Annotated in this window: 23 protein-coding genes; 16 read left to right on the top strand and 7 right to left on the bottom strand. The window is 54.4% G+C overall.

Translation table 11 applies throughout. From position 1 onward, the window contains the following. Window positions 1–220: 220 nt before the first annotated feature. Together LA756_RS17110 and LA756_RS17105 are read right to left on the bottom strand one after the other, a co-directional pair. The gene (locus LA756_RS17110) at window positions 221–646 is read right to left on the bottom strand and encodes a hypothetical protein (protein WP_224435937.1); all 426 of its coding nucleotides are present in this window, start codon (window positions 644–646) and stop codon (window positions 221–223) included. A gap of 27 nt (window positions 647–673) precedes the next feature. Continuing rightward, window positions 674–1,627, bottom strand: coding sequence for a DUF1559 domain-containing protein (locus LA756_RS17105; protein ID WP_224435936.1), 954 nt, complete (start codon window positions 1,625–1,627; stop codon window positions 674–676). 610 nt (window positions 1,628–2,237) lie between these two features. Here LA756_RS17105 and LA756_RS17100 point away from each other — a divergent pair. From LA756_RS17100 to LA756_RS17085, 4 genes are all read left to right on the top strand, one after another. Next, the gene (locus LA756_RS17100) at window positions 2,238–3,866 is read left to right on the top strand and encodes an alkaline phosphatase (RefSeq protein WP_224435935.1); all 1,629 of its coding nucleotides are present in this window, start codon (window positions 2,238–2,240) and stop codon (window positions 3,864–3,866) included. A 279-nt stretch (window positions 3,867–4,145) separates the two neighbouring features. Further along, the gene (locus LA756_RS17095; RefSeq protein WP_224435934.1) at window positions 4,146–5,111 is read left to right on the top strand and encodes a DUF1559 domain-containing protein; all 966 of its coding nucleotides are present in this window, start codon (window positions 4,146–4,148) and stop codon (window positions 5,109–5,111) included. Between the two features lie 13 nt (window positions 5,112–5,124). Then, on the top strand, window positions 5,125–5,523 hold the full coding sequence (locus LA756_RS17090; RefSeq protein ID WP_224435933.1) for a carboxypeptidase-like regulatory domain-containing protein: 399 nt from the start codon (window positions 5,125–5,127) through the stop codon (window positions 5,521–5,523). Between the two features lie 36 nt (window positions 5,524–5,559). Next, complete coding sequence (locus LA756_RS17085) at window positions 5,560–6,945, top strand: YncE family protein (RefSeq protein WP_224435932.1); 1,386 nt, start codon at window positions 5,560–5,562, stop codon at window positions 6,943–6,945. 85 nt (window positions 6,946–7,030) lie between these two features. On the opposite strand, the gene LA756_RS17080 is transcribed toward LA756_RS17085, so the two are convergent. Together LA756_RS17080 and LA756_RS17075 are read right to left on the bottom strand one after the other, a co-directional pair. Further along, window positions 7,031–7,450 carry a carboxypeptidase-like regulatory domain-containing protein gene (locus tag LA756_RS17080; RefSeq protein ID WP_224435931.1) on the bottom strand — a complete coding sequence of 140 codons (420 nt, stop codon included), beginning with the start codon at window positions 7,448–7,450 and terminating at the stop codon, window positions 7,031–7,033. A gap of 63 nt (window positions 7,451–7,513) precedes the next feature. Continuing rightward, window positions 7,514–8,539: a DUF1559 domain-containing protein gene (locus LA756_RS17075; RefSeq protein WP_224435930.1), complete on the bottom strand. Its 1,026-nt coding sequence runs from the start codon at window positions 8,537–8,539 to the stop codon at window positions 7,514–7,516. A gap of 398 nt (window positions 8,540–8,937) precedes the next feature. Here LA756_RS17075 and LA756_RS17070 point away from each other — a divergent pair, with 398 nt between their 5' ends. The 5 genes from LA756_RS17070 to LA756_RS17050 all read left to right on the top strand — a co-directional run bounded on the left by LA756_RS17070 (window position 8,938) and on the right by LA756_RS17050 (window position 14,752). Continuing rightward, window positions 8,938–9,504, top strand: a complete 567-nt coding sequence (locus tag LA756_RS17070; protein ID WP_224435929.1) for a dual specificity protein phosphatase family protein — start codon at window positions 8,938–8,940, stop codon at window positions 9,502–9,504. Window positions 9,505–9,580: 76 nt separating this feature from the next. Beyond that, entirely contained in the window at window positions 9,581–10,546 is a 966-nt protein-coding gene (locus LA756_RS17065; protein WP_224435928.1) for a hypothetical protein, read from the top strand. A 56-nt stretch (window positions 10,547–10,602) separates the two neighbouring features. Continuing rightward, on the top strand, window positions 10,603–12,435 hold the full coding sequence (locus tag LA756_RS17060) for a glycerophosphodiester phosphodiesterase (protein ID WP_224435927.1): 1,833 nt from the start codon (window positions 10,603–10,605) through the stop codon (window positions 12,433–12,435). A gap of 10 nt (window positions 12,436–12,445) precedes the next feature. After that, window positions 12,446–13,189 carry a UPF0489 family protein gene (locus tag LA756_RS17055; RefSeq protein ID WP_224435926.1) on the top strand — a complete coding sequence of 248 codons (744 nt, stop codon included), beginning with the start codon at window positions 12,446–12,448 and terminating at the stop codon, window positions 13,187–13,189. Between the two features lie 162 nt (window positions 13,190–13,351). Further along, window positions 13,352–14,752: an arylsulfatase gene (locus tag LA756_RS17050; protein WP_224435925.1), complete on the top strand. Its 1,401-nt coding sequence runs from the start codon at window positions 13,352–13,354 to the stop codon at window positions 14,750–14,752. 98 nt (window positions 14,753–14,850) lie between these two features. Here LA756_RS17050 and LA756_RS17045 read toward each other — a convergent pair whose 3' ends face one another. Further along, on the bottom strand, window positions 14,851–16,254 hold the full coding sequence (locus LA756_RS17045) for a tetratricopeptide repeat protein (protein WP_224435924.1): 1,404 nt from the start codon (window positions 16,252–16,254) through the stop codon (window positions 14,851–14,853). 300 nt (window positions 16,255–16,554) lie between these two features. Between LA756_RS17045 and LA756_RS17040 the strand changes: the two genes are divergently transcribed. Further along, window positions 16,555–16,944 (top strand): hypothetical protein, encoded by a 390-nt coding sequence (locus tag LA756_RS17040; RefSeq protein ID WP_224435923.1) that lies wholly within the window; start codon window positions 16,555–16,557, stop codon window positions 16,942–16,944. Between the two features lie 85 nt (window positions 16,945–17,029). On the opposite strand, the gene LA756_RS17035 is transcribed toward LA756_RS17040, so the two are convergent. Further along, window positions 17,030–17,464, bottom strand: a complete 435-nt coding sequence (locus tag LA756_RS17035; protein WP_224435922.1) for a putative adhesin — start codon at window positions 17,462–17,464, stop codon at window positions 17,030–17,032. A gap of 322 nt (window positions 17,465–17,786) precedes the next feature. On the opposite strand from LA756_RS17035, the gene ilvN reads away from it, so the two are divergent. From ilvN to LA756_RS17020, 3 genes are all read left to right on the top strand, one after another. Then, window positions 17,787–18,311: an acetolactate synthase small subunit gene (ilvN, locus tag LA756_RS17030; protein ID WP_224435921.1), complete on the top strand. Its 525-nt coding sequence runs from the start codon at window positions 17,787–17,789 to the stop codon at window positions 18,309–18,311. Window positions 18,312–18,465: 154 nt separating this feature from the next. Further along, on the top strand, window positions 18,466–19,470 hold the full coding sequence (gene ilvC / locus LA756_RS17025) for a ketol-acid reductoisomerase (protein WP_224435920.1): 1,005 nt from the start codon (window positions 18,466–18,468) through the stop codon (window positions 19,468–19,470). A 321-nt stretch (window positions 19,471–19,791) separates the two neighbouring features. Continuing rightward, a complete protein-coding gene (locus LA756_RS17020) occupies window positions 19,792–20,709 on the top strand; it encodes a hypothetical protein (RefSeq protein ID WP_224435919.1) in 918 nt (305 codons plus the stop codon). A 189-nt stretch (window positions 20,710–20,898) separates the two neighbouring features. Here the strand turns inward: LA756_RS17020 and LA756_RS17015 are convergent, their stop codons facing one another. Next, on the bottom strand, window positions 20,899–21,456 hold the full coding sequence (locus LA756_RS17015; RefSeq protein ID WP_224435918.1) for a hypothetical protein: 558 nt from the start codon (window positions 21,454–21,456) through the stop codon (window positions 20,899–20,901). Between the two features lie 228 nt (window positions 21,457–21,684). Here LA756_RS17015 and LA756_RS17010 point away from each other — a divergent pair, with 228 nt between their 5' ends. The 3 genes from LA756_RS17010 to LA756_RS17000 all read left to right on the top strand — a co-directional run bounded on the left by LA756_RS17010 (window position 21,685) and on the right by LA756_RS17000 (window position 24,091). Continuing rightward, the gene (locus LA756_RS17010) at window positions 21,685–22,362 is read left to right on the top strand and encodes a trimeric intracellular cation channel family protein (protein ID WP_224435917.1); all 678 of its coding nucleotides are present in this window, start codon (window positions 21,685–21,687) and stop codon (window positions 22,360–22,362) included. Between the two features lie 151 nt (window positions 22,363–22,513). Continuing rightward, window positions 22,514–23,455 carry a hypothetical protein gene (locus tag LA756_RS17005; protein WP_224435916.1) on the top strand — a complete coding sequence of 314 codons (942 nt, stop codon included), beginning with the start codon at window positions 22,514–22,516 and terminating at the stop codon, window positions 23,453–23,455. Between the two features lie 102 nt (window positions 23,456–23,557). Then, window positions 23,558–24,091: a DUF6790 family protein gene (locus LA756_RS17000; RefSeq protein WP_224435915.1), complete on the top strand. Its 534-nt coding sequence runs from the start codon at window positions 23,558–23,560 to the stop codon at window positions 24,089–24,091. The last annotated feature ends 91 nt before the right edge of the window (window positions 24,092–24,182 follow it).

The following is a 24,182-nucleotide window of genomic DNA, read 5'->3' as shown; positions in this document are numbered from 1 at the left end:
ATAATCGACATCTGCTTACCGAAACGCGCAGATTGTTCAACGTTTAGGCGAAGCCTTGCGGAAACTAGGCGCAAACTTCGCGCAGACTATTTGAGTCGTCACGGCTCATACATCACCTGTTGGGCGCTCGAAGCGATTTCCACGGTGACCGTCTCGCAGGTCGACTTGCCTGCGAGACGTACGAGACAACATTCCCCCAGGGAAAGGGGCGTGAGCCGAATTACAGCTCGAACGTAAATTCATTCTCCGTTTGTGAGCGGACCTCGGCAGAGAGGTCACTCGTTTCTGGTTCGCTGTACTTCTTGGGCAGCCCTTTGGGCAGCTTGGGAATCGTCGGCATGCCGCTCGCGCCAGGCTCGTGGACCGAAGCGGCAGGTGATATGGCAACTTGGTAGGTCGCCTCAGGAATCTTCGTATCACTGGCAAACGTACCATCAGGTCTCAGCGGGCACGTGATGCCGACGCCTAAGTCCGCGTTGTGAAACTTGATGTTTGCATCGGTCAGTGGTTTGCCGTTCAGCGTGACGCGACCGGAGACCATGCCTCCTTGCTCGGAGGAACTGCATCCCAGTGTCGCCAACAACCCCAGCACCATCAGCGTGCTGGGGAACTTCAACCGGGCTAGAATCGTTGTGGATGAAACCATAGCTCGTTAACTCTTCGCTCCTGCTTCTTAATCAAACTGAACGACTTCGCCGTCGCTCTTGAGGGCCAGCAACTTGAAGTTGTTCAGATCGATCGTTTCCGGAATGAAACGAACCGAACCATCGGCCAGCAAGATGTTGATCCCGCCAGGATGAGCCGAAGCCAGGATGGTCGAGTTGATATAGCAATAGCCGCAGTCCCAGGGATCAGGGCACGTGGCGTTCGGACCATATTGAATCGGCACGATTCCCGACATGATGCCATACTGCGAGCCGGTTTCGCTCAAGTTGCCGGGGCCTTCCCAGCCACCATGGTATCCGCCTGGCGACATCGTCTTGCCTTCGGCGAATGGCCACGATCCGACTCCCGATCCGGTGTACTTCACACGTTCCGATTGCTCACCCACGATCATCGTGTTGGAAGTACCATCGGTCAGCTCGGCGAGGCGGACTTTCTTGTTCACCGAGAACGGCCCGTTGTCGCAGTTCCAGCCATAAAACTTCTGGCATGTTCCGACGCTCGTACCGACCGCGCCGCTGACGCCCATGTAATGGTGGTACTGATAGTTGTTACCGTTCCAACCAGGGTTCATGACGGGATCGAGCGGGCTCGAAGGACAGACGAACATCTCCACCGCGTTCTCGCTCAGCAGCGGCGTGTTGGCGGTTGTCTGATCGCCGCGGAAGTTCTCCGAGAAATCGAGTTGGTCGTACAGATTGTTTTGTTCCAAGTAGGGAAGTACGGCCACGCGCCAGTTGTGCTTTTCGAGCACGCCCATCGGTAGCGTCCGATAGGTATCGTTGTAAGTGTGCAATGCGATCCCAAGCTGTTTGAGATTGTTTGTGCACTGCATGCGCCGCGCGGCTTCGCGGGCCTGCTGGACGGCAGGAAGGAGCAGGGCGATCAGCACGCCAATGATCGCGATGACGACTAAGAGCTCCACCAGGGTGAAGCCGCGACGTGTTCGATTCGAGCACATCATGAGAGTTTATCTCCGGAAGTTGTTAGAAGAAAAAAACAGAACGATAAAGCCTCTTCCGATTCCTGAGCACGACATCACCGAGATATATCGGGATATCGTCTGGTGTTAGACAGGGCAAAGAGTGTGCCACACAAAAAGCAAAAAATTGAAATCATCCAAAATAGGGAGGGAGAATCTCTGACAGATCCCCGGCGAATAACCGCGTTCTGCGGGTTTTCATACAAAAGCGAATTTCGCCGGCTTTCCAAAGGAAGGGTGATCATCAAATTTCCAACGGCACACAGGCTCGCTTAATTCGAAAGCAGCCGCTGCACAGATCGTTGACAACGCTGAAAATCGGTTTCGTGTCCTACGTCACTTTGAGAATCCTTCCGATTGACTGTGTCAGCCCCCAATAAGTGAGTGGAGAGCGAATTGGCAGTTTTGTGGTGCGGTATCCTGGAAGGAGCGAACCATTTCCGAGAGGATTAAGGGTGTATGAATTGGACTGCGCAAAAAGACGTACGGACTGCGCGAAGTGGGGGTGTGAAAGCCAGCCGCCGAGAGGTTCAATAGAGGGTTATCTTCGGATGAATTTCCCCCCGCCTTACCTATGGAACGAGACCTACCTGTGTTGAAGTCTTCATCCTTTGTGTCGTTGTTGCTGACGATTGCCTGTATTTCGGTACCTGCTCGAGCAGAAAAGCTCGATAAGACGCCGGTATCTGAGATTCAGAAGAATAACGCCGAAACCAACCGTCCCAACGCACTGCGCTGGGGACCCAACACCGAGAAGTACTCAAGCTGGACGACTCACTCGAATCGTTTGATTCCCGTTTACTCTTTCGGGATCGGCCTGGACGAGTTCCGCGGCGAGAACAGCATTTATCGCAGCGAAGAGAAACTGAAAAAACTGTTTGGTTACCTGCCTGCGCAAACCGTCAATTCGCAAGCAGAATATCTCGATCAAACCGACATTTATCGCTTGCAGCAGCAAGCGGTAGCTGACGGGAAGAAGCGGATCATTCTGTTCGTGTTCGATGGCATGGATTGGCAAACCACTTGGGCCGCTGCGATCAACAAGACAGGGAACGTTGGCTACGACGAAGGTCGCGGAACAGGCCTGCACTTCCAAGACTATCGCGGCGCGAAGACCGACTTCGGTTACTTCGTGACAACTCCGCATAACGACGGTACCAACGTGAATGTTGATCGTCAGATTGTCACGTCGCCGGGAGGCAAAACCAAAGGGGGTTACGACCCCGAGACAGGCGGCGAGTTTCCTTGGAGCGTTCCGACCGACGACAAATACTTGATTGCCGGCGGTAAGAAAATTAAGCATGCCTATACCGATTCGGCATCGTCAGCCACTTCGATGACGGCAGGCATCAAGACGTACAATGCTTCGATCAATGTTGACTTCATGGGCCGCGAAGTGCTGCCGATCTCGCGACAGCTGCAAGACAAAGGTTGGACCGTCGGTGTTGTGACAAGCGTGCCGATCTGCCATGCCACGCCAGGGGCGGCGTACGCCAACAATGTGCATCGGTACGATTACCAGGACATCACACGCGACTTGATCGGACGTCCTTCGGTCTTTCATCCTGGTGGATTGCCTGGCTTGGATGTCTTGATTGGTGGCGGTTGGGGCGACCAGAAGAAGAAGGATGGAAACCAGGGAGAGAATTACGTCGATGGGAATCGTTACTTGCCGGACGCGGATTTAAAAGCAATCGACGTTGAAAATGGTGGCAAGTATATAGTCGCCCAGAGAACGCCTGGCCGTGGCGGTAAGGATGTTCTCAGCGAAGGGGTCGATGGGGCCATCAAGCAGGATAAGCGGCTGTTCGGTTTCTTCGGTGTCTCTGGCGGTCACTTGCCTTACCAAACGGCCGACGGCAAGTTCGATCCCGTCGTCAGTGCGAAAAGCTCAGGCCCTGTCGACGCAGAAGAATATAGCGAGAGCGACATCACCGAAAACGTAACGCTTGCCGATATGAGCGTTGCCGCCCTTGAGGTGTTGGAAGCAAAGGGGGAACCATGGTGGTTGATGATTGAATCTGGCGACGTCGACTGGGCCAATCACTCGAACAACATCGACAACTCGATTGGCGCTGTCCTTAGCGGCGACGAAGCGTTCCACGAAGTCACCAAGTGGATTGAAGCCCATGGTGGTTGGGACGATACGTGCCTGATCCTGACGGCCGATCACGGGCATTACCTGGTGATCGATAAACCGGAAGCTTTGACTGGCAACTAGTTTCCGACATATCTATTTCAGCTGATCAAAGCCTCAGCGGAACCGCCTGGCAATCGTAATTGGGTTGCCATCGTTCCGCTGGGGCTTTGTGCATTTCTTGAGCAGACCATTCGCCCGACAGGGGGGATTCTTAGAACTTCTCGCCAATTAAATCGCCTCTGAATATAAATACTCCAAGAAGCTACTTGCAATTAAGTTGCAATATCAATAAAGTCGCACATATGGTCATGTCGTGCGAAGATCGCGCGAGATTTTATTGATTGGTTTGCGGAGAAGCTCATGCGTCGTCGAAACGCATTTACGTTGGTCGAGTTGTTGGTGGCGATTGCCATCATCGGAATTTTGATTGCCCTGTTGTTGCCGGCGGTGCAGCAAGCGCGGGAAGCGGCTCGGCGGATGCAGTGCCAGAACAATTTGAAGCAGTTAGGTTTGGCGCTGCACAACTATCACGATACGCATCGCAAGTTTCCTTTGATTTCTTCGGAAAGCACCGGCTTCTCGGCACAAGCCCAGATGCTGCCGTATCTGGAGCAGGGAAACTTGCACGATTTGATCGACTTCCGCGAACCGTTGATGTTAGGTAGCGGCCCTAGCGTTTCGTTGAACCCGGTACATGCCGGCATTCAAGATCGCTTGCTTCCGATGCTGCTTTGTCCTTCCGACAGCGGCGATCCGCTTTACAACGACGGAACCGATACCTGGGCTGGCACCAACTATATGGTGAATGTTGGTAGCGGCGACGGTTTGAATTTTTGCGAAGGATGCGATCCCAACGGGCTGTTCTGGCGCGGAAGCGATACGGCATTTCGCGATATTACGGACGGAACGAGCCATACGATTTTGATGGCGGAAACGTTGTTCGGTGGACGCGATTCCGTTTCGACTACCGTGCTGACCGATCCTCAGCGACAGACTAAGCGAGTCAGCGGTGGTGCTCCTGGATCGAAGACAGGAGAAGATCTCGACGCAGCGTCCGCCTCGGGTTACACCGGCGTGCGTGCTGGTTCGTGGATTCGTACCACTGGATATCACATCACGATCAATGGCTTCTATACGCCTAATAGCCGCAGTCCGGATGTCTCGCACCATGGCCATATCGTTTCCAGCAGCCGCAGTAATCACCCCGGCGGAACGCAAATTGTGTTGGCCGACGGTGCGGTGAACTTCGTTCCGGAAACGATCAACCTGGCCGTCTGGCGGGCGTTGTTTACACGCGGCGGTGGCGAAGTACCACAGCCTTACTAAGGGAGAGAAACGAGTGCCCGACGTAAGACTTTGCTTCGCAGCCATTGCTTTGCTGACGCTGCCCGGCTGTGGAGAACCTCCCGCGATTCCAGGTGGAACGCCAGGCCATTTGGAGGCCGATGGACAACCGCTTCGTGATGTTCGCTTGACGCTGTACGACGGCGCCGGCCAACCCCAGGCGTTCGCCGTGAGCGATCCGCAGGGGAACTTCCAGCTTCGCACGGAGGCGTCGCTGGAAGGGGTTCACTTGGACCCAGGAACCTATCGCGTCACCGTCGAATCGGCGGGCGAGTTTCATATGGTCTGGCCGCGGAAGTACCAATCGCCAGAGAAAACACCGCTGGTTGTCGAGTGGACGGAAGAGCAAGAGAAGATCGATCTCGAAGTTCCTACTCCCAAGTTATCGCTTTAAAACATTTCGCATAATCTTCGACGAAAGAATCAAACTATGAAAAGAAGTATTCGATTGCGTAGCATCGCTGTACTGCTGCTTATCGGCGTACTCGCCGCGCCCCTGGCGGCTCATGATGGCCATTCGCATGGCGTTCCTCTGACGCGGATCGTCTGGCAAGATCGCGACGGTAAGACGTTACGCTGGGGGCAATTCTTCCAGGAAGGTTCCGCAATCAAGTTTGAAAAGCATGACGCCGTCGAAGGCTTTCCCGAACTTGACGCCGAACGCAACGAACTGGTCCAGATGGATCGGATCGGCCGGGTGGTCGTCGTGGGGATTCGTGACGACGACGAAGGTAAGTACCAAAGTGGTTGGGCCGCCATCGATATGGGCGTTCGCAGCCATTCGCATGGCGATCACGACGATCATCACTACCGCGAAGAACCGAAAGTGCTGGCCTCGGTGGTGAACCAGTCGCAGGGAAACCCGGCCCACTTGTATCAGTACGACGGTAACTTCTATCTGGCCAACGACAAGCTCAATGGTTATACCAAGCTGGTCCCGATGGACTTGCTGCGACAGTCTGGCAACGAAGAAGGAACGTTCTATCGCGGTGGCGGCGGACACATCACCATGGCGGCAGTCGAAGGCAAAGTTGGCTATTCGACGTGGGCTTCGCGTGAGGAAGAGAACAGCGGACGCATCGACGTCAGCGATCTTTCCCGCAGCGGTGAAGACGCGATTGCTTACTCGTTTCAGCTTCCTGTCGGCGGACTGCACGGGGCGACAGCTAACAGCGGCCGCGTGTTCTTTGCACCTTCGGATGGCGTTTACTATGTCGATGCGGACGTCAACTTGAAGCAATCGGCCGACGACGTTCAGCCTAAGCATCTTTCGCTGGGTACCGATGAAGAAAACCAGCGTCCCTATCGAACCGGCGCGTTCGCAACGCATCGTAACTGGGTGCTGTGCACAACAGGGAAGCATGATTTGTCGGCGCTTTGTCTGATCGACGCCGCGGCGGAAGAGCCTTCGGTCGTTAAGCTGCCGATCGATACGCCGGATGGGTTGTCGCTGACGACGCCGAGCGTGGCGGTTACTGCGGCCGGCAAGCGATATGCGTTTCTGTTTCAAGATCGCAAAGAAGGGGACGTTGCCGAACAGTTGGTCGTCGTCGATCTCGATCCGAACGCCGACCGAGACTTCAGCGATGCGAAAGTGGTGAAGCAGTTGCCGGTCGCAGCGAGTGCCGTGACAGGGCACTATGGCCATCACGAAATCGACATCGATGCCGACGGCCGCTACGGCGTCGTCACCAATCCCGGCAGCGGCAAGCTGCAGCTTCTGTCGCTGAACGACTTGGAATTCGTCGGCGAGTTTGAAGTAGGCGGCATGCCGACGAAAGTTCTGTGCGTCGGTGGAAAAGCCATCCACCACTAACGAACAATGCTCGCGCGAGCGTCCGAAGACGTGGGGTCTCCTAGGTTTCCAGGGTGACCTCACGTCTTTTCGTTGTTCTGAAAAGCTACTTGCTTTGTAGCTCGATATCGAACGTTTGCTGACCTCCCTTTTCTACTTTGTAGGTCAGCCCGCTGGTCGTTCGCAGGTGATACTTACTGGGTATCTTTGTCTTCATGGGAATAATCTTCGGTACCGCATGGGCATCTTCCACTTCGACGTAAGGCCGTTGAATGGCGATCTCGTACAGCTGACCGACGTCCGCTTTGGGGAACTCGATCGTGTACTTGCCGCTGGAATCTACGTTGGCCACGGCCGACTCGCCGGTTAAGGGAGACGTGAAATGAACGCTGGCTTGCTCCAGCGGTTTGCCATCGTAACGAACGATTCCTTCGATGGTGGCTGAAGGACGCGACGTTTGCCCGGTGCAGCCAACCGTCAGTGTGGCGGACAACACCAGGAATGCTGCGAATGAAATGCGAACCATGATCTCTAGACCCGGATAAGAGAACCAGCAAACTAAGAAAGTCGCAGGATGCGATCGAGCGACTTAGAAGTCTTCGACCACTTGTCCGTCGTCTCGCACGCAAAGTCGCTGCAGAGTAGTCAGCGGGATCGTTTCGGTGATGAAGCGAACCGAGCCATCGGCCAAGACAACCATCACGCCGCCAGGATGGAACGACGTAAGAGGCGTGTTGAAATCCCACAACGCGTCCGCTTCGGCGCCGGTCGAACTCGGGTTCGGCGAATGAAACACGGAGGTCAATCCACTGCCGTAACGGTGCTGGCTCGCAGAACCGGCACGCCATTGGTCGACGGTGCCGACATGCGAAATACCGCCCCAGCCGGTGTGATAGTTTGAAACGCGGCGATAACGCGCGTTCGGGTTCGTATTACCTGATTGCTCGGAAACGATAATCGTATTGGACGTCCCGTCGGTCACGTCGCGCATCGCTTTCGTTTCCGAAATGGTCATGATGCCGTTATCGGTCGCGTAGCTTCCATACTGCAAGGCGTAAAATGTGTCGGATCGTGCCGCCGGATCAGGATAGGCACCCATAATGCCCACGTAATGATGCGCCTGGGTAACGGCCCCAATCGATTGCATCGAAGCGCTGTTGTTCGGCACGTGCAACGTAGGCTCGGTACTCGAAGGGCAGACGTAGCCTTCCACGACCAGGCCAAACAGCTGCCGCGTTTCAGCGTTATAAGCATTGATGTCGGTATTCGACTGACCGCCGGCGTACGTGTCTAAGTCGTATCCCGAGGCACGTTCCAAGTCGTAGATTGCTTTCTGTTCCATGAACGGAAGGAGCGACCATCGCCAACTGGTGCCAGCGTGGGTGATGTAATGTTGCCCACCGTACGGAAATGAAAGATGTGTGTCGTGGTAGTTGTGCAACGCCAGGCCTAACTGCTTGAGATTGTTCGAGCAGGTCATTCGGCGAGCCGCTTCTCGGGCTTGTTGCACGGCCGGCAGGAGCAGGGCGATCAGCACGCCGATAATAGCGATCACTACCAACAATTCCACGAGCGTAAAACCGCGGCGCACGCCGCGCAGCTTTGTCGTCAACATCGAGACCATCTCCAAAGGAAGAATAGATAAGGAAGCAGTCAATAACACGCCGCATGATGAAGCGTTATTGATATTCGTGGGGACCACGAGGACCGGCAGGACGATCGACGTGGTGGATGATCGATGGAGGGGAGTTGTCGCGAAGGAAAACGGTTCCGCAGGGAACCACCATTTTGGCTAAGCCTTCTCCGTACATTCGAACTATAAGAAATGCCTCAAGTGATGTCACGTGGAATCTCAACAAAAATTAGATATCCCGTAAAACGATGTCGGTGGCCTGATCGTCCCGGTTTCCGAGGTAGTTACCTGCGAACATGTTGTGGCAAATGGCTCTCCTTTTAGAATGACGCCGGAAGTTTGACGGGAACAAGTATCGAACCTGAAACGGATTGGCACCCATGACGCATTTCGCTGAAACATCGCTGGCCAATGGCCAGGCACCGCCGACCGAACGTTGTTACTGGGTGGTGCCTGGCAAGCTCCTCGCAGGTTCCTACCCCGGACATCCCGATACGGCTTTGCAGTTGCAGCGCCTGGAAGCAATGTACGCGGCTGGCGTTCGGACGTTTTTAAATCTGATGGAAGCGGACGAGACCGACAAAGACCAGAACCCATTCAACCCTTACCTGCCGATGATCCAGCAGTGGGGCGAACCGATTGAAATGGTTCGGATGTCGATCGTCGATATGAACATTCCGACGACGCAGCAGATGACCGCGATCCTCGATACGCTCGATCAGTTTCTGCTTCGGCCGCATGTGACGTACGTGCATTGCTTTGGTGGAATGGGACGTACCGGAACAGTAATCGGCTGCTGGCTGATGCGGCATGGTTTGGCCAACTCGAAGAACGTGCTTGAGATCATTGCTCAGCTGCGACACGTCGACATCCAGCGCCGCAGCGTTGTCGTTCCTCAGACTCCGACACAACGTCAGTTTGTGCTCGATTGGCAGCCGGCGAGTTAACTTTTCGCGATTGGTGCGTCCGACGTTAGAATGGGCCTAAGCGATTTCCACGCCCGATCTTCTCTCGGAGAGCCCCATGGATAGCCACGTCGATCGTCGCCGCTTTTCGCAGCTTGCGCTTTCGGGCAGTCTTTGCGCGGCAGGGATTGTTCCCGTCCAGCTTTGGGCCGAAGATCCATCGCCGCTGGACGACCAGCATCTGATTCGCCAAGGAATGAATGCCCTCGCGCGCTGCCATCAGATGAACTATTTCAACGACGGGCATCGAGGCGCGGCGATGATTTCGGCTCACTTGATGTGTGTCGAAAATGGTTTCGACGACGCAGCAACCGCGCGTATTTCGCAGCTGTTCGATTTGAACTGGGGCAAAACGAAGCTGTGCGAACCATTTCCCGAGGAAGACCCCGATCCACAAGCGATTCAAAAAGTTCGCCTGGCATTGCTCGATGGGCGCGAGGCATTGCGCGAAGTAGGACACAACGTGATCTTCACGAGTCTGGCGATCAAGTCGTTCACGATCATGCCGCAGTTAGCGACGCCGCAGCGCGTGGATGGGATCTGCCAGATGATTCGCAAGTTCAAACCATGGCGCGACGAAGCGCCGGACGAAGAGGTTCAACCGCCACCGTTTGCCGATTCGGTTGCGGCATCGCGTTTTGTCCTGCAAGAGGCCAGCACCGCAATCGACCGATTCGTTGGCCATGGGCAAGGATTCGCCGGTCACATGCTGACGTTTGGCCAGGCATTGGTTGAGTTGGCTGCCGATGGCGATGAAGAACTGGCCGAGGGCTGTCGTACGGCGTTTCGCAAGTATGTGACCGTCACACGAAAAGGACCTGGCCGGGACGCTCGGAAAATTAAAGATCATGCTCCTAGTCTGCTGCGGCCAAATCAGGCCAAATATTGGCAGCAGCGAGGGGACAAAGCGGTGGGCATCGGACATGTGTTCAAGTACCCGTACGGATACTATGATTTGCTCCGTCGGGCCAACGACGAAACGCTGGCCGAGACACTCTATGCGAAGGCGTATCACTTGTTTTAAAGCGAAAGCATGAGGCTTCCGCATCACGCGACGAATTTCCGAGAGACGAGCTGACTATGATTGCCCAGGCCTCGAAATCTTTTTCTGCGTGCTGGAAAACGCTTTTCGCTACCGACATTCTTTACAAGATTCTGGCGTTCATTCTGCTGACTCCGCTGTTGAGTAGTTTGTTTCGCACGTTTCTAGCAACGTTTGGCGACGACGTTCTGTCGGACGTCGATATCGCACTGTTCTTTCTCGGCCCGGCCGGATGGGTTTGCTTGATTGTCGTTGGATCGCTTTGGCTGGGGATCGTGTTTCTGGAACAGACGTCGCTGTTGGGCGTGTTGATGGCCCGATCGGCAGGGCAGAAGTTGTCGCCGATCGGTGCGGTGCGGTTCGCCATGCTGCATGGTTTGCAGGTGGTGCGGCTGACGTTGCGGATCATTGTGATTTTGATCGGTGCGATTGCGCCGTTTTTGGTGATCGCGGCAATCGTTTATTTCTCGCTGCTGACGGAATATGACATCAACTATTACTTGAAAGAGAATCCACCGGTCTTTCGCGTTGCGGTGGGGATTGGTGTTGTGCTGGCGATTGGACTGGTCAGTGTCGTGTTGTGGTTGATGGCAAGTTACTTCTTCGCGCTACCGCTGCTGGTGTTCGAGCGACTTTCGCCGACCGAAGCGTTACGCCAAAGTCGACAGCGATCGCACGGCAAGCGGCGGCCGATTGTGCTTTGGATTATCGGCTGGGCCGTCACCATCATGGTGATTTCTTCCATCGCGTCGGCGGTGGTGACATGGCTGTGGCAACAAGTGGCACCTGATTCGACGACCTCTTTGCAGTCGTTAGTCATGGCGATCGGCTTTGCGCTGTTGTGTCTGACGGTGGTGAACCTGGCCGGCAACTTGCTCGGTACGACGACGTTCACGGCGATGCTGTTCACGCTGTATCAAAACTGGGCCCAAGCTGAGGAATTTGAACTGGTGCAGTTCGGCGAGGAAGGGACATACGCCATCCCGCAGATCACCCGGCTGCGGCTGACGGTCGTCGCCGTGGCTGGCATACTGATCGCCGTGTTGATCGGTATTGCCGCGGTCGAATCGATTCAACTGGAAGACAACGTACAGATCATGGCCCATCGCGGAGCTTCCAGCAAAGCGCCTGAGAACACGCTCGCTTCGTTCCAGCAAGCGATCGATGACGGTGCCGATTGGATCGAACTGGACGTCCAGGAAACGGTGGATGGCGAAGTGGTGGTGATGCACGATAGCGACTTCATGAAGCTCTCGAAGAATCCACTGAAAATCTGGGACGCTAACGTCGAGGACCTGAAAGAGATCGACATCGGCACGTGGTATTCGCCCGACTTTGCCGACCAACGGGTACCGACGCTTGCCGAAGTGCTTGCGTTGTGCAAAGACAAAGTGGGCGTGAACATCGAGCTGAAGTACTACGGTCACGATCAGATGCTGGAACAACGCGTCGCCGATATCGTCGATCAAGCGGGAATGAACGATCAAGTCATGGCCATGTCGCTCAAACGTCCCGGCGTGGAAAAGATGAAATCGATCAAGCCTGAGTGGAAAGTCGGACTGCTGATGTCGGTCGCCGCGGGGAACATGAAAAAGCTGGAAGCCGACTTCCTGGCCATCAACGCAACGTTCGCCGATCCGCTGGTGATCGACGAAGCACACGACAACGGCAAACAGGTCTTCGTCTGGACGGTCAACGACGCCGCGACGATGTCGGCGATGATAAGCCGAGGCGTCGACGGCCTGCTGACCGACAAGCCGGCGCTGGCTAGATCGGTCCTCAAACAGCGCGCCGAAATGAACGCCCCCCAACGCTTGCTGTTGGAATTCTCAGGCCTGTTGGGGATCGAACCGAAAGTCGCAGAGCAATAGAGATTCTAAAATGCAAAATCTGCTGTCTATCGATTTAGACTACTTCGTAACGCCTCGATGCTTATTTCCTCTATCAGGAACACGACCGGACGATTCGCAATATCAAATTAGAGCGACGAATGAAATTGAGGAATTTCTCAAGACAAAGTGTTTGCTCTGTTCTGAGCGACCGACTGCGGGAATCATTGCCGAAGATCACGATAAAGCTTTTGACGCTATTAAGAAGTGGATAGAGAACGGCGAATTGAAAGCACCCTTTCGTTTAGTGCACCTAGATGCTCATGCTGATCTTGGCATGGGCGATTCTGGATATATTGAAATCGTTTCAGAGATCCTTCATCGAGATATTTCTAGCAGATCTTCGGATTTAGAGTCCCTATGCCCTGGCAATTGGCTCGCTTATGCGATTGCGAATCGTTGGATTGGCGAAGTTGTGTTCTTGAGAGACAAATATTGTTCACGCGATGAATATGATGATTTATTGCCATGCTATTTCTGTTCATCGAATGACTGGTCAATACTGCAAATGCGTCCATTAAACGAGGAACAACTCTGGAAGATCCGGGAAGATCGTCACATTTGTTCTGAGGTGGAGTCTGAAGAGCCAGAAGTCAATTGGATCCAGATTCAAGAACCCAATTTTAAGTTGCACCAGAATCCCGAACGAGTGTTTGTTTGTAGATCTCCTAGGTATTCTCCACCAAAAGCGGATGATCTTTTCAACTTCATTGGGTCATTTGTTTCCGAACAATAAACGACGGATTGCACTGCTCGAATCTTCCTTATACGGCCGATTGGTTGATCTTTCTCAACTTGTGACGAGCAAAATTTGACCGCACCCCCAGAGCAAGCAATACTAGACAGCCTCCTTCCCGAAATCCCGAAACATGTTGCTCTCGTGCGTAAGGTCCCTCCCATGCTTCGCCTGTTCTTGATGCTTGTCATTGGTTTGTCTTTGGCGGTTCCTGCTATGGCTTCCGCGGCCGATGGAGACAAGCCGAACGTCATCTTCATTTACGTCGACGATCTCGGTTACGGCGACTTGGGTTCGTTCGGCCAGAAGAAGATCGCCACGCCGAAGCTCGACGAGATGGCTTCCGATGGGATTAAGCTGACCAGCTTCTACGCCGGCTGTACCGTCTGCCGACCTTCGCGGTTGGTGTTGTGGACCGGTCGCAGCCTCGGGCATCAGCCGATCAACGATAACAAGCCGTACACGATGAAGCCTTCCGATCACACGATCGCCGAGCTGATGAAAGAGCAAGGCTACACCACCGGCGGCGTCGGTAAGTGGGCGATGGGCACGCCTGGCAGCGGCGGCGAACCGATTTATCACGGCTTTGATTTTTGGTGTGGTTACCTCGAACAAAGCGACGCCCATAACTATTACCCGCCATACATCTGGCGCTGCGAAGGGGACAAAGTCGAGAAGCTTCCGCTGGAAGGCAACGTCTTGATGGACGATCCTCAGGCCCGCGGTCGCGTGGCCAAGTTGGATGCTCGCAAGACATACTCGCACGATGTCATGACGCAGGAAGCATTCGACTTCGTACGACGCAATCACGAAAAGCCGTTCCTCCTTCACATTCATTGGACCATTCCGCACACCAACAACGAAGGGGGCCGCGTCACCGGCGACGGTCAGGAAGTTCCCGACTACGGCCAATATGCCGACAAAGATTGGCCCAACGTCGAAAAAGGATTCGCCGCGATGATTACCCGCATGGATGGCGATGTCGGTAAGCTTCGCGATCTGCTGAAAGAGTTGAAGATCGAAGACAACACGCTGCTCATTTTTACGTCGGACAATGGGCCTCACGATGAAGGAGGGCACAAGCATGGGTTCTTCGATTCCAACGGTCCGCTGCGTGGTTTCAAACGAACCGTGTACGAAGGGGGCATTCGCGTGCCATTCATCGCCGTTTGGCCTGGCAAGATCAAGCCCGGCACCGAAAGCGGCATCACCTTCAATGCCTACGACGTGATGGCAACGTACGCCGATTTGACCGATGCGAAGGAAGTTCCGCTGAACGACGGCCTGAGCATGTTGCCAACGCTGCTCGACCAACAGCAGAAAGTGGTCGTCGCCAATCGCAAACCAGATCCGAAAAGCCGCATCTCGTATTCGTCGTTCGCAAAGATGGAAGCGGCACGCATGGGCAAATTCAAAGCGGTCCGTCAGGCCCCCGACAAACCGATCGAACTGTACGATCTTAGCGTCGACATCGGCGAAACGACCGACATCGCCAAAGATCATCCTACGATCGTCCAAATGATGGCCGACTTCATGAAAGAAGCCAAAGAGCCACTAGAGTAGCCGTTAAATCCACCGCCCGGACGCAGCATGATGATTGGTGTCCGAAAAGAACGCACGAGTTCCGCTCCCCGATAGATTCCCGCGCAACACGGAGGCCGCTATGGGGCGTTTTCATCAACGTAGCTCTTTTCCCACGGATCAAAGCTATCGTAGATTTTTTGAGCTCGCGCGGCGTATTGTTCGGCGAGGTCTTTCTTTCCGAGATGCCGGCACACAATCGCTAGGTTGCGGTAGGTGTCATAGTCGTCACTCTGTTTAGACTTTATCAGGACATTGAAGTCTCTCTCAGCCTCTTCCCAGCGTTTCAGCTCCATGAAGTAGCATGCTCGATGATAACGAGCCGAATGGGGAAAATTGGACGCGGACTCTTCGCCATCGATTGCTACCTGAATCTCATCCCAGCGACCCTGGCGGAGCATGACACGGTACTTTGACGACCACTGCGAGGCATGCTGAAGTCGCTCAAAGCCTGGAATCGTCGCGGTTTGATCCAGTTCAATAGAGCGATCCAAATCGATGATGGCTCTTTCATATTGCTGCAGTTCAAAATAGCAGTCAGCTCTCTGCATCAATGGAGATACGAGGAATTCTTCTTTGGATTCTTTTTTGCGATGGATGATAAGCCTAGAGTAGGCCAAGATTGCTTTTTGGAATTGCTTTCGTGCCATCAAGCAATCCGCTTTGATGCTTAACCACTGACCCACGGTAGAAGATGTCAGGTGATCCATTTGCTCAGGGATTAGATCCATTACTTCCTGATACTTGCCAGCATTTAAGAGAGCTTCGCCAAGCTTAGGCATTTCATCTTCGGGGTCGCTCGAATATAGAATCATTTGACGGAGATCATTCACTTGCTGCTGAAAACAGAATTGATCTCCCAAGTCGGCGCGCATATTCCAAAGGTGAGTACGACTATGGTAGCAAGTCCAGAGTTCTTTCTCAGAGGCCGCACCGAGGGCCATTGTCACATCGCATATCGCAAAGTCGTAGCGCACGCTTAATGGTTGAATTTTATTGTCAAAACCGGACGCGAGTTCCATATTTTCAATCATGTCGCTGCGATAAATTAGGATTTCGACCTCTTGAGAGTTCTGCTCGAGTTTGCCGTTCATCTCTCCAAGATAAAACTTGAAATAATTCTGATCGACTTCGTCCAAATCTTTTTGCTGATATAGCTTGGGTAGTAAGGCGGTCGAAACGCGATAGTACGCGTTGAAAGCATCGTCACGGGAGGCTTTCAACGCTTGATTCAGATACGCAATCGCCTGAATAGGATCGTCCTGCCAGATTCGGCACTGAGCCAGAATGGTGAGTGCCTCGATCGACGCTTCTTTCGATTGCTGAGTTTTCTTAGCCAATGCTTCAGCTTGATCGAATTTATCTGATTTGATTAGCTGAATCGCCTCGTCAAGAAACGCCTGATCTAACTCAGCAGCGGCAGTGTCGCCGATGCCCGACAAGCATAAGACAGTTAAAAGAAAGTAAAACGAAACCCGATTCATTCGTGATGTCGGCATGAGCTGTGGATGAGGCAAATGTTTAAAAAAGCCAAGCGTACCTAAATAGATAGTCGTCCCGAGGATGAGGCTAGGTGAAAGTTTACCATAGAGCGCAGTCAGACTGAATTATTTCAAGAAGTTACCGTCAACTCTGCATCTGCAGGAATCGTCCTTTCGTAGGCCAGCTTACATTGCGCTAGCGGGGAAACTCGTTCTTGGAATTGTTCTGTAGACGCCAGCTTCGTGCTGCTCTATAACTGCCCGATTGTAGTTCTAACGTCTTACCATTCGGGGGAATAGTTTATGGCGCTAAAGTTCAAACCAGGCTGGAATACTGAGCTCAAGAAGTATGCCGACAAGTATGGCGAGTATCAGGCCTTTCTCGACTCGTTCGACGAAGCAGGCATTGCCAAAGCGTTGTTCGATGCCAAGAACCGCTTCAACCATCCTTGGTGTCAAAGCCTAATCGATGTTTCGATGGACCCGTTCTCCAGACGTGTCTTCACCATCGAGCAAGGTGCCCACCAAACGGAGAACATGCGAGCCGGCGGTTTCTGTCTCCACTTCACCGGCCGCGACGACAAAGGCAGCGCCTTTCACTTCTACGTGAAACAAAAAGACAACGGCCTGCCAGAGATCTTCGAGATGTCCTTCAAAGACGGACACATGTTCCGCTCTGTATATCGAACGTAACGTTCACGCCGAATCATGCCCACGCCAATGTGGGCATGATTTTTAACCTTCCATTGGCTGATCGAGTCGCTAGCCCAACGCCAAGCTAAACCCCAACTCCGGTGCCGGGGCGGTAGTCGTCGTTGAAGCCGCCTTGGGTGGTGTCGAGGTGATTGAACATCACGCGGCAGGCCAGCCAGTACAGTTTGTTGCCGGCGTACTTCTCCATGAGGTCTTCCAAGGAGGTCGGCACCAAGACGCGGGCAAAGCGGACGCCAGTTCGGAGCAGGGCCGTGATCTCGTCGCCGAACACACCATCAGAGAGCGTCAGGTTTGGGCACTGCTTGAACTGACGGATCGTTTGATAAGGTTCCAGCGCGTTCGGATCGCCGCGCATGATTTCGGCCGTTTGGTCACTGTTGATGAAACGTCCGACCGGCGTGTAAAAGACCACGCTCGTGTTCTTAGGGACCTGGCAAAATGCCTTGGCAGTTCCACGAGATTGCCACTCGCCATGCCCCAGTAGATAGATATCAGCCATCCTTAAATTCCCCCGATCAAAGCCCCTGACGGAAGAGTCAATATCTGAGGCAGATTATATGGCCTTTTCGAGGGGATGTCGCATACTTATGCCCGTTTCTGCGTGCGAAAAGAAACCTCATCGGAGGGACCCGAACTCGTCGTAACTCGCGGTGTCTTAACAAGATCGGTCAGCTCCATCACGTCATGTAATTTTATCCCGCATTACGATGGAGCTAATGCTTCCCCAGGGCACCTTAGTTCGCGGCTAAGCCCCGCCTCTTGTCGGTGCAAGGGGGGCAAACTATCATGCGGGTTTCAATTTACGGTTCTGGGAGAAAACAATGCGTCACGTGCTCTCGGCGGTGGTACAAAATGTGCCCGGGGTACTCGCCCACATTTCCGGGATGCTCGCCTCACGCGGATACAACATCGATTCGCTTGCAGTGGGGGAAACCGAGGATCCACATCTTTCACGCATGACGTTCGTCGTCGTAGGGGATGATGCGGTACTAGAGCAGGTACGCAAGCAGCTGGAAAAGATCGTCACCGTCGTACGCGTGCTGGATGTCAGCTCGTCCGACTTTGTCGAACGCGATCTCATGCTGATCAAAGTCGCCGCCAAGCCAGGCGGACCGCGCACGGAAATCAACGAACTGGTCGACATCTTCCGCGGCCGCATTGTTGACGTTGGCCGTGAAGAGGTGATTGTCGAAATCTCCGGCACCGAAAACAAAATCGTCGCATTCATCGACTTGATGCGACCCTACGGAATCCGCGAGCTGGTGAGGACGGGACGAATCGCCATGGTTCGCAGCGGAATGTCGTTGGACGACCAAGTCAACGATCCGCACGCCGTCGAGGCGTAGCCACTTCGTGGCCGTTTTCAGTTTGAAGTTTTCAGTAAGAGAGGGCTCCGATTCTTTCTCTTACTGAAAACAGTACACCTCACACTGAAAACTCTTTCCCCCTACCATTTTCACCGTCCATTTACCCATCAGTTTAGAAACCAGTAACAATCCTATGACCGCCAAAATCTATTACGACAACGATGCTGACCTGTCCGTGTTGAAGGGCAAGACGATTGCCATTCTCGGTTACGGTTCGCAGGGGCATGCCCAAGCTCAGAACCTTCGCGACAGCGGTTGCACCGTGATCATCGGCCAGCGTCCTGGCAGCCCGAACTACGACTTGGCCAAGTCGCACGGCTTCGAGCCCATGAGCGCTGAAGAAGCGACCAAGAAGGCCGACATCATCAACATGCTGCTGCCAGACGAAGCCCAAGCCGACGTCTACAACAGCTGCGTCAAGCCAAACCTGAAGCCAGGCAACGTCCTGATGTGCTCGCACGGTTTCAACATTCACTTCTCGCAAATCGTTCCACCCGAAGGTGTCGACGCGTTGCTGGTTGCCCCCAAGGGTCCTGGTCACCTGGTTCGTAGCGAATACGAAAAGGGTGGCGGCGTTCCTGGCCTGATCGCCTTGGGCGACGGTGCTTCGGACGAAACGCGTCAAATCGGTTTGGCTTATGCCAAGGGTATCGGCGCGACGCGTGGTGGTGTGATCGAAACGACGTTCGCTGAAGAAACCGAAACCGACCTGTTCGGCGAACAAGTCGTTCTGTGTGGCGGTTTGAGCGAGCTGATCAAAGCAGGTTTCGAAACGCTTGTCGAAGCGGGCTACCAGGAAGAAATGGCCTACTTCGAGTGCATGCACGAAGTGAAGCTGATCGTCGACTTGTTCTACGAAGGCGGCTTGAACTACATGCGTTATAGCGTGAGCAATACGGCCGAATTCGGTGACTACTCGACCGGCCCACGTATCATCACGCCAGAAACCAAAGCCGAAATGAAGAAGTGCCTGACCGAAATCCAAGACGGCACGTTCGCTCGCAACTGGATCCTGGAAAACAAAGCCGGCGCTGCCCGCTTCAAAGCAATCCGCCGTCGCGAACGCACCCACCAGGTCGAAGAAGTCGGCAAACGCCTCCGCCGCCTGATGAGCTGGATCGACGCCAAAGAAGTTTAATTTGCTTCCACGCAAATCGACGCTGATAATCAAACGGCACCCAGTAATCTGGGTGCCGTTTTTTGTAGGGCCTGCGTGTCGCAGTTCGACGAACCAGGTGCCAGCTTCCCGACCCGCGACACGCGGGTCCTACCATCCGCCCCGGGTGCCATGCCGTCGTCTTCGTCGGCATGCGAATCGGGTAACCGCTGTCCCATCCAGAAAGCCATGCCCGCGCCGCCATATTGCCCCGGTCTACCGGACTTTTAGACATCCCCCTTCTGACGTGATATCTTGAGGCGAGGTTAGCCGTTTGTCTTGAGTACGAGAAGGAGCTCTAGGATGGTTCGTTGGGCATGGATGGGAAGTCTTCTGTTGCCGCTGCTTGGGGCCGTTTTGGCTTGGGCCGATAAACCGGCCGAGGAGCCGACGGTTGAGCAGCTTCTGGAAAGTGTGCCGGTCATTGCTTCGACGGACGAGCAGTTCCAGCAGATTCGTTTCCGCATGGAATTGGCGTTTTCTAAAGATGCGGCGGTAACGGTCGATGTCGATTGGCGTCGCGATCAGCCATTAGGGATGCTGGCCAGCTGTGACCGACAACGTACGCCAGGTTGGTTCATCGCCGATCGCGAGGGAATGGTTTTCGATCTAGGCGAGCAATGTATTTACATTGTCCCCAAGTGCCACGGCACGTTTCATTTGCGAGTCAAAGAAGGTAACTTCGGCTTTGAGTTGGGGATTGGATCGGGAGAAGACAAGACGGAAGTGCGTCTCGATATTCCTTCTTTTTGGAAGGGGCTGAAAGAAGAGCCGCAACTCGAAAAAGATTCTCCCAGCGGATGGAAAGTGACTGGTATGTCTTCTTCTGGGAAAACTAAGCAAACGCTCTACTTTGCTGAAAAGCCACCCTACCAGTTGAAGCGATTCGAGGCGCTGATGACTGCCGAAGGAGCAACCGGCAGTTTGCGAATTACCAAGATCGAGCTGAATCAACCGTCGGTGAAGCCGTGGCCCCAGTTTCCTCCGTACGATGTTTTCCCCGAAGGCTTGGAAGTTCGCTTTCCCAAGGGCAACAAGGATGAGACAGAGGCGTACGCGCGAATGGTTGTCGTCAAATCGTTGAAATGTCTGTTCACCCACATGGGCGTCGAGAACGAAGAAGCCCGAAAGTTCCCCTTCGTTCAACAACTCGATTGGGACAAGGCCCGGCAGTTGCTCGACCACTTCGGCCCGCAACTACGATATGTGGTTGGCTTTTAAGAAACGTAAGCCCAACATAATAGGTACCAGGTGCCCGCGTCCCGACCCGCGGCACGCGAGTTCTACCATCCGTCCCGGGTGCCATGCCGTCGTCTTCGTCGGCATGCGAAGAAAGAACGCGTTGCCTGGTTCAGAAGACATGCCCACGCGGACGTGGGCATGGCACCGTTGGGCCTACCCAACAAACTCTCAATCCAACAAATGTGGAAACCGCTGGGCATACGCTGCGGACCAGCTTTCGTTTTCCAGCACACAGCGGATGCAGTGTTGGGTGAAATCTTCCAGCGTGTCGACCAGCTCGAACGATTCTGTTTCGGTGCTCGGGGCGGTGACTTCCAGCATGCGGTTTAAATAGAACACCGCGCCGGATGGGGTCGATTGAAACGCGTACGTTTTCGGCGGAGGGGTGAAGATTGGGTAGCCCATCGCTTCGTCGGTTCCGGCCGGGCTGAAGAGCGAACCTTCGGTGGCCATCTCGCCGGTGAACGCATCGGCATAACCGCCGGCGATTTCGGGATCGTCACATTTCATGCCATGCAGTGCACTGACATACGGCGGAATGAACTCGGCCGTCATCTCTGGCACACCAAAGCAAAGCCGCGTGCCGCTGACCAGGAAATCGCCGAGATACTCGATCACGACCGGTTCGAAGTCCAGCGAAACGACCAGGCCAATCAATTCGTCCCAGACCGGCCAGCCAGGGTTCGCGTGGGTCAGTCGTTCGAGCAGGTGTTGTTTCATCATCATGGGGCGGCTCCGGCAAAATGCCCGGGGTTATCAGTACGGTTTCTTCCATTATAGAGAAATTCACGCACACTTCTCAGGGGCACTAATGGGGACTAAGCTTCCGCCGCGCGGGCCCAACCATGGATCGACGGACACCCCACATCGCCAGGCCAACCAATTAGGCAACATACATCAGCCACTGCGTGTTATATTGACCACTTCACGTAGTAGGAAAGCGGACCGAGACCGATGCCAGCTCCGACGGAATCTCTTAGTACCAGCATCTTGGGAATCATGTACTTCGGCGAAGTCGTGTTCGCAATCAGCGGTGCATTGACGGCGGCTCGCTACAAGATGGACGTGCTGGGGTTCGTTCTGATCGGCACCATCACGGGGATTGGTGGGGGAACGCTTCGCGACTTGCTGCTCGATCGCCCGGTCTGGTGGACGCATGACCCGACCGAACTGATCTTGTGCATGGTCACGTCGCTGATCACGTTCTTCTTTATCACCAAAGACATCACGCGGCATCAAGCCATGGTCTGGTCCGACGCGCTGGGGCTGTCGGTCTTCGGCGTCGTCGGTTGCTACATCGCCATGCAGCATGGCTCGTCATTCATCATTGCGGTGTTCATGGGAATGGTTACCGCCACGGGAGGCGGCGTCCTTCGCGACGTGCTGACGAACACCGAGCCCATGATCGTCCGCGGACAACCCTACGCGACAGCTGCTCTGTTAGGTTCGCTTAGCTATGCCAGCCTCCGCTACTTCGGCGTGCCAACGATTCCCTCTGAAATCATCGCCTGCACCGCCGCATTCACCCTCCGAGCCGCCGCCATCCTGCTAGACATCCGCATGGGCCCGCCAGGCCAGTTCATTGCGCTCGGAAATCGCGAAGAGCAATCCGATTCAGGGGATGAGCGTTGACGAATTGGATGCCTACAAAATCGAAAAGCCATGCTCACGCGGACGAGAGCATCCCATGCACGTTTCTAAGTAGGCCCAAGCTGAAGCTATGAGTACAATGCGGCGCGGTAGGAATCGCTACTCGTACTCTTGCGGCAAGGAGGCTCGGCTTATGTTTCGTATCTTGTTTATGTTTGCCGCGTGGCTGTCGCTAGGTGTTGGATCGCTGCTGGCAGAATCTCCAGAGCGTCCGCCGAGGCTGGAAGACTTGCTGGCAGGCGTGCCGGTTCTTTCGCCTGAGTCGGAAGGAATCGAACAGTTCTCTCTAACGTTGGAATCACCGTTCCAGGAGAAGGGGCTGGTGCGATGTGCGTTTCGTTGGCAGCGAAACGAACCGATGCAGCTCTATCTTTCGGCCGACCCGCAGCAACTTCCTATCTGGTTGGCCGCCGATCATCAACTGATGATGTTCGATCTTGAAAACCAGCAAGTCGTACTCGTCCGCGATACCCAACCGTCGCTGACGCTCAAAGTCACCACGAGAGCATGGCAATGCCGTTTTGGAGTTGAAGATCGCCAAGAGTCGGTTACCCAAGCGGACGTTTCGATCGATCTGCCGTCGTTCTTCAGCTCGGAATCAGGTGATCCGAAAATCGAAGAGGATGACCACGGGAACTGGCGTTACGAATCGTTGTCGCTCTCTGGCAAGTCAAAGTTGTCCGCTACGTTCGATCGCGAATCTCCCTATTCGGTTCGCGACATCAAAATAGAAAACGTCGAGTCCGGCAAAACGTTGCTTCGCGTTCACGACATCTGCGTCAACGAAGAGTGCACGCAACCATGGCTACGTTTCCCTCCGATCGATACATTGCCTGAGCAACTGGACGTGCTGACGATCCCGGAGCGAAACTTCAACACAGGGTTTCAAATCGCACTGCGTTGGAAAAGGATGGTCCAGCTGATCTTGATCACGCAAATGGCCGCTTCCAACAAATCGCTTCGCCTGCCACCGTTGAACTTTTCCGAACTCGAATGGCAAGCAATGGAACAAACGAAACAACACTTCGGTCCCCGTCTGCGCTACCTGATCGGACTTCGTGAATCGGTGGAGTGATGGCGGCCTATCCTCCCTGCGATCTAACACCATCCGCCATCCGCACGGAAATAAGGTACGCTTTAACCGTTCAGACAGCCACGTCCCTTAAAAGCAAACGTCATGATCGAAACCTTCTTGCGGTTGGTGCTTAGCAATTATCCGATCACCTTCTTCGTGCTGGGCTTGATTTGTTCGGCCGTTTCGTTGGTCGTTCACCGGCAGCCGTGGACGAAGCATGGGGTGTTTGAGAAGTTGCTGGCTTACTATTGCCTCAGTGCGGTGGGGTTTTTCTATATCTATAACTTCGTGATGCATGTCTTCTTTGGCGAGATGGCGGCCCGATACATTGGTTGGGCCGACAGTCCGTTTCAACTGGAAGTCGGTTTCGCGAGTCTCGGGTTCGGCCTGGTTGGCGTGCTCGCTTTTCGGCAAGACTTCGGCCTGCGGCTCGCGGCGAATTTGGGTCCGGCTTGTTTCATGTGGGGAGCGGCCGCCGGACATGTTTATCAGATGATCGCCCACAACAACTTCGCCCCCGGCAACGCCGGCACCATGTTCTGGGCCGACATCTTCCTGCCGATCATCGGCTTCGTCTTCCTCATCGGCTGGCGAATGACCGCGCCTGTGCGGTCTGTTGAAACACAAGACGCGTAGCGGCGTAGCCTGGATCACGACCCTGTCTACGGGACTTAACGTCGTTCTCGTCCATCACTCCAAAACGGGGCGAAGCACCGATATCTTTGGC

Origin of the sequence: Bremerella sp. TYQ1 (genome assembly GCF_020150455.1) — a bacterium.
GTDB lineage: Bacteria > Planctomycetota > Planctomycetia > Pirellulales > Pirellulaceae > Bremerella > Bremerella volcania_A.
This window is presented reverse-complemented; position numbering and strand designations above follow the sequence as displayed.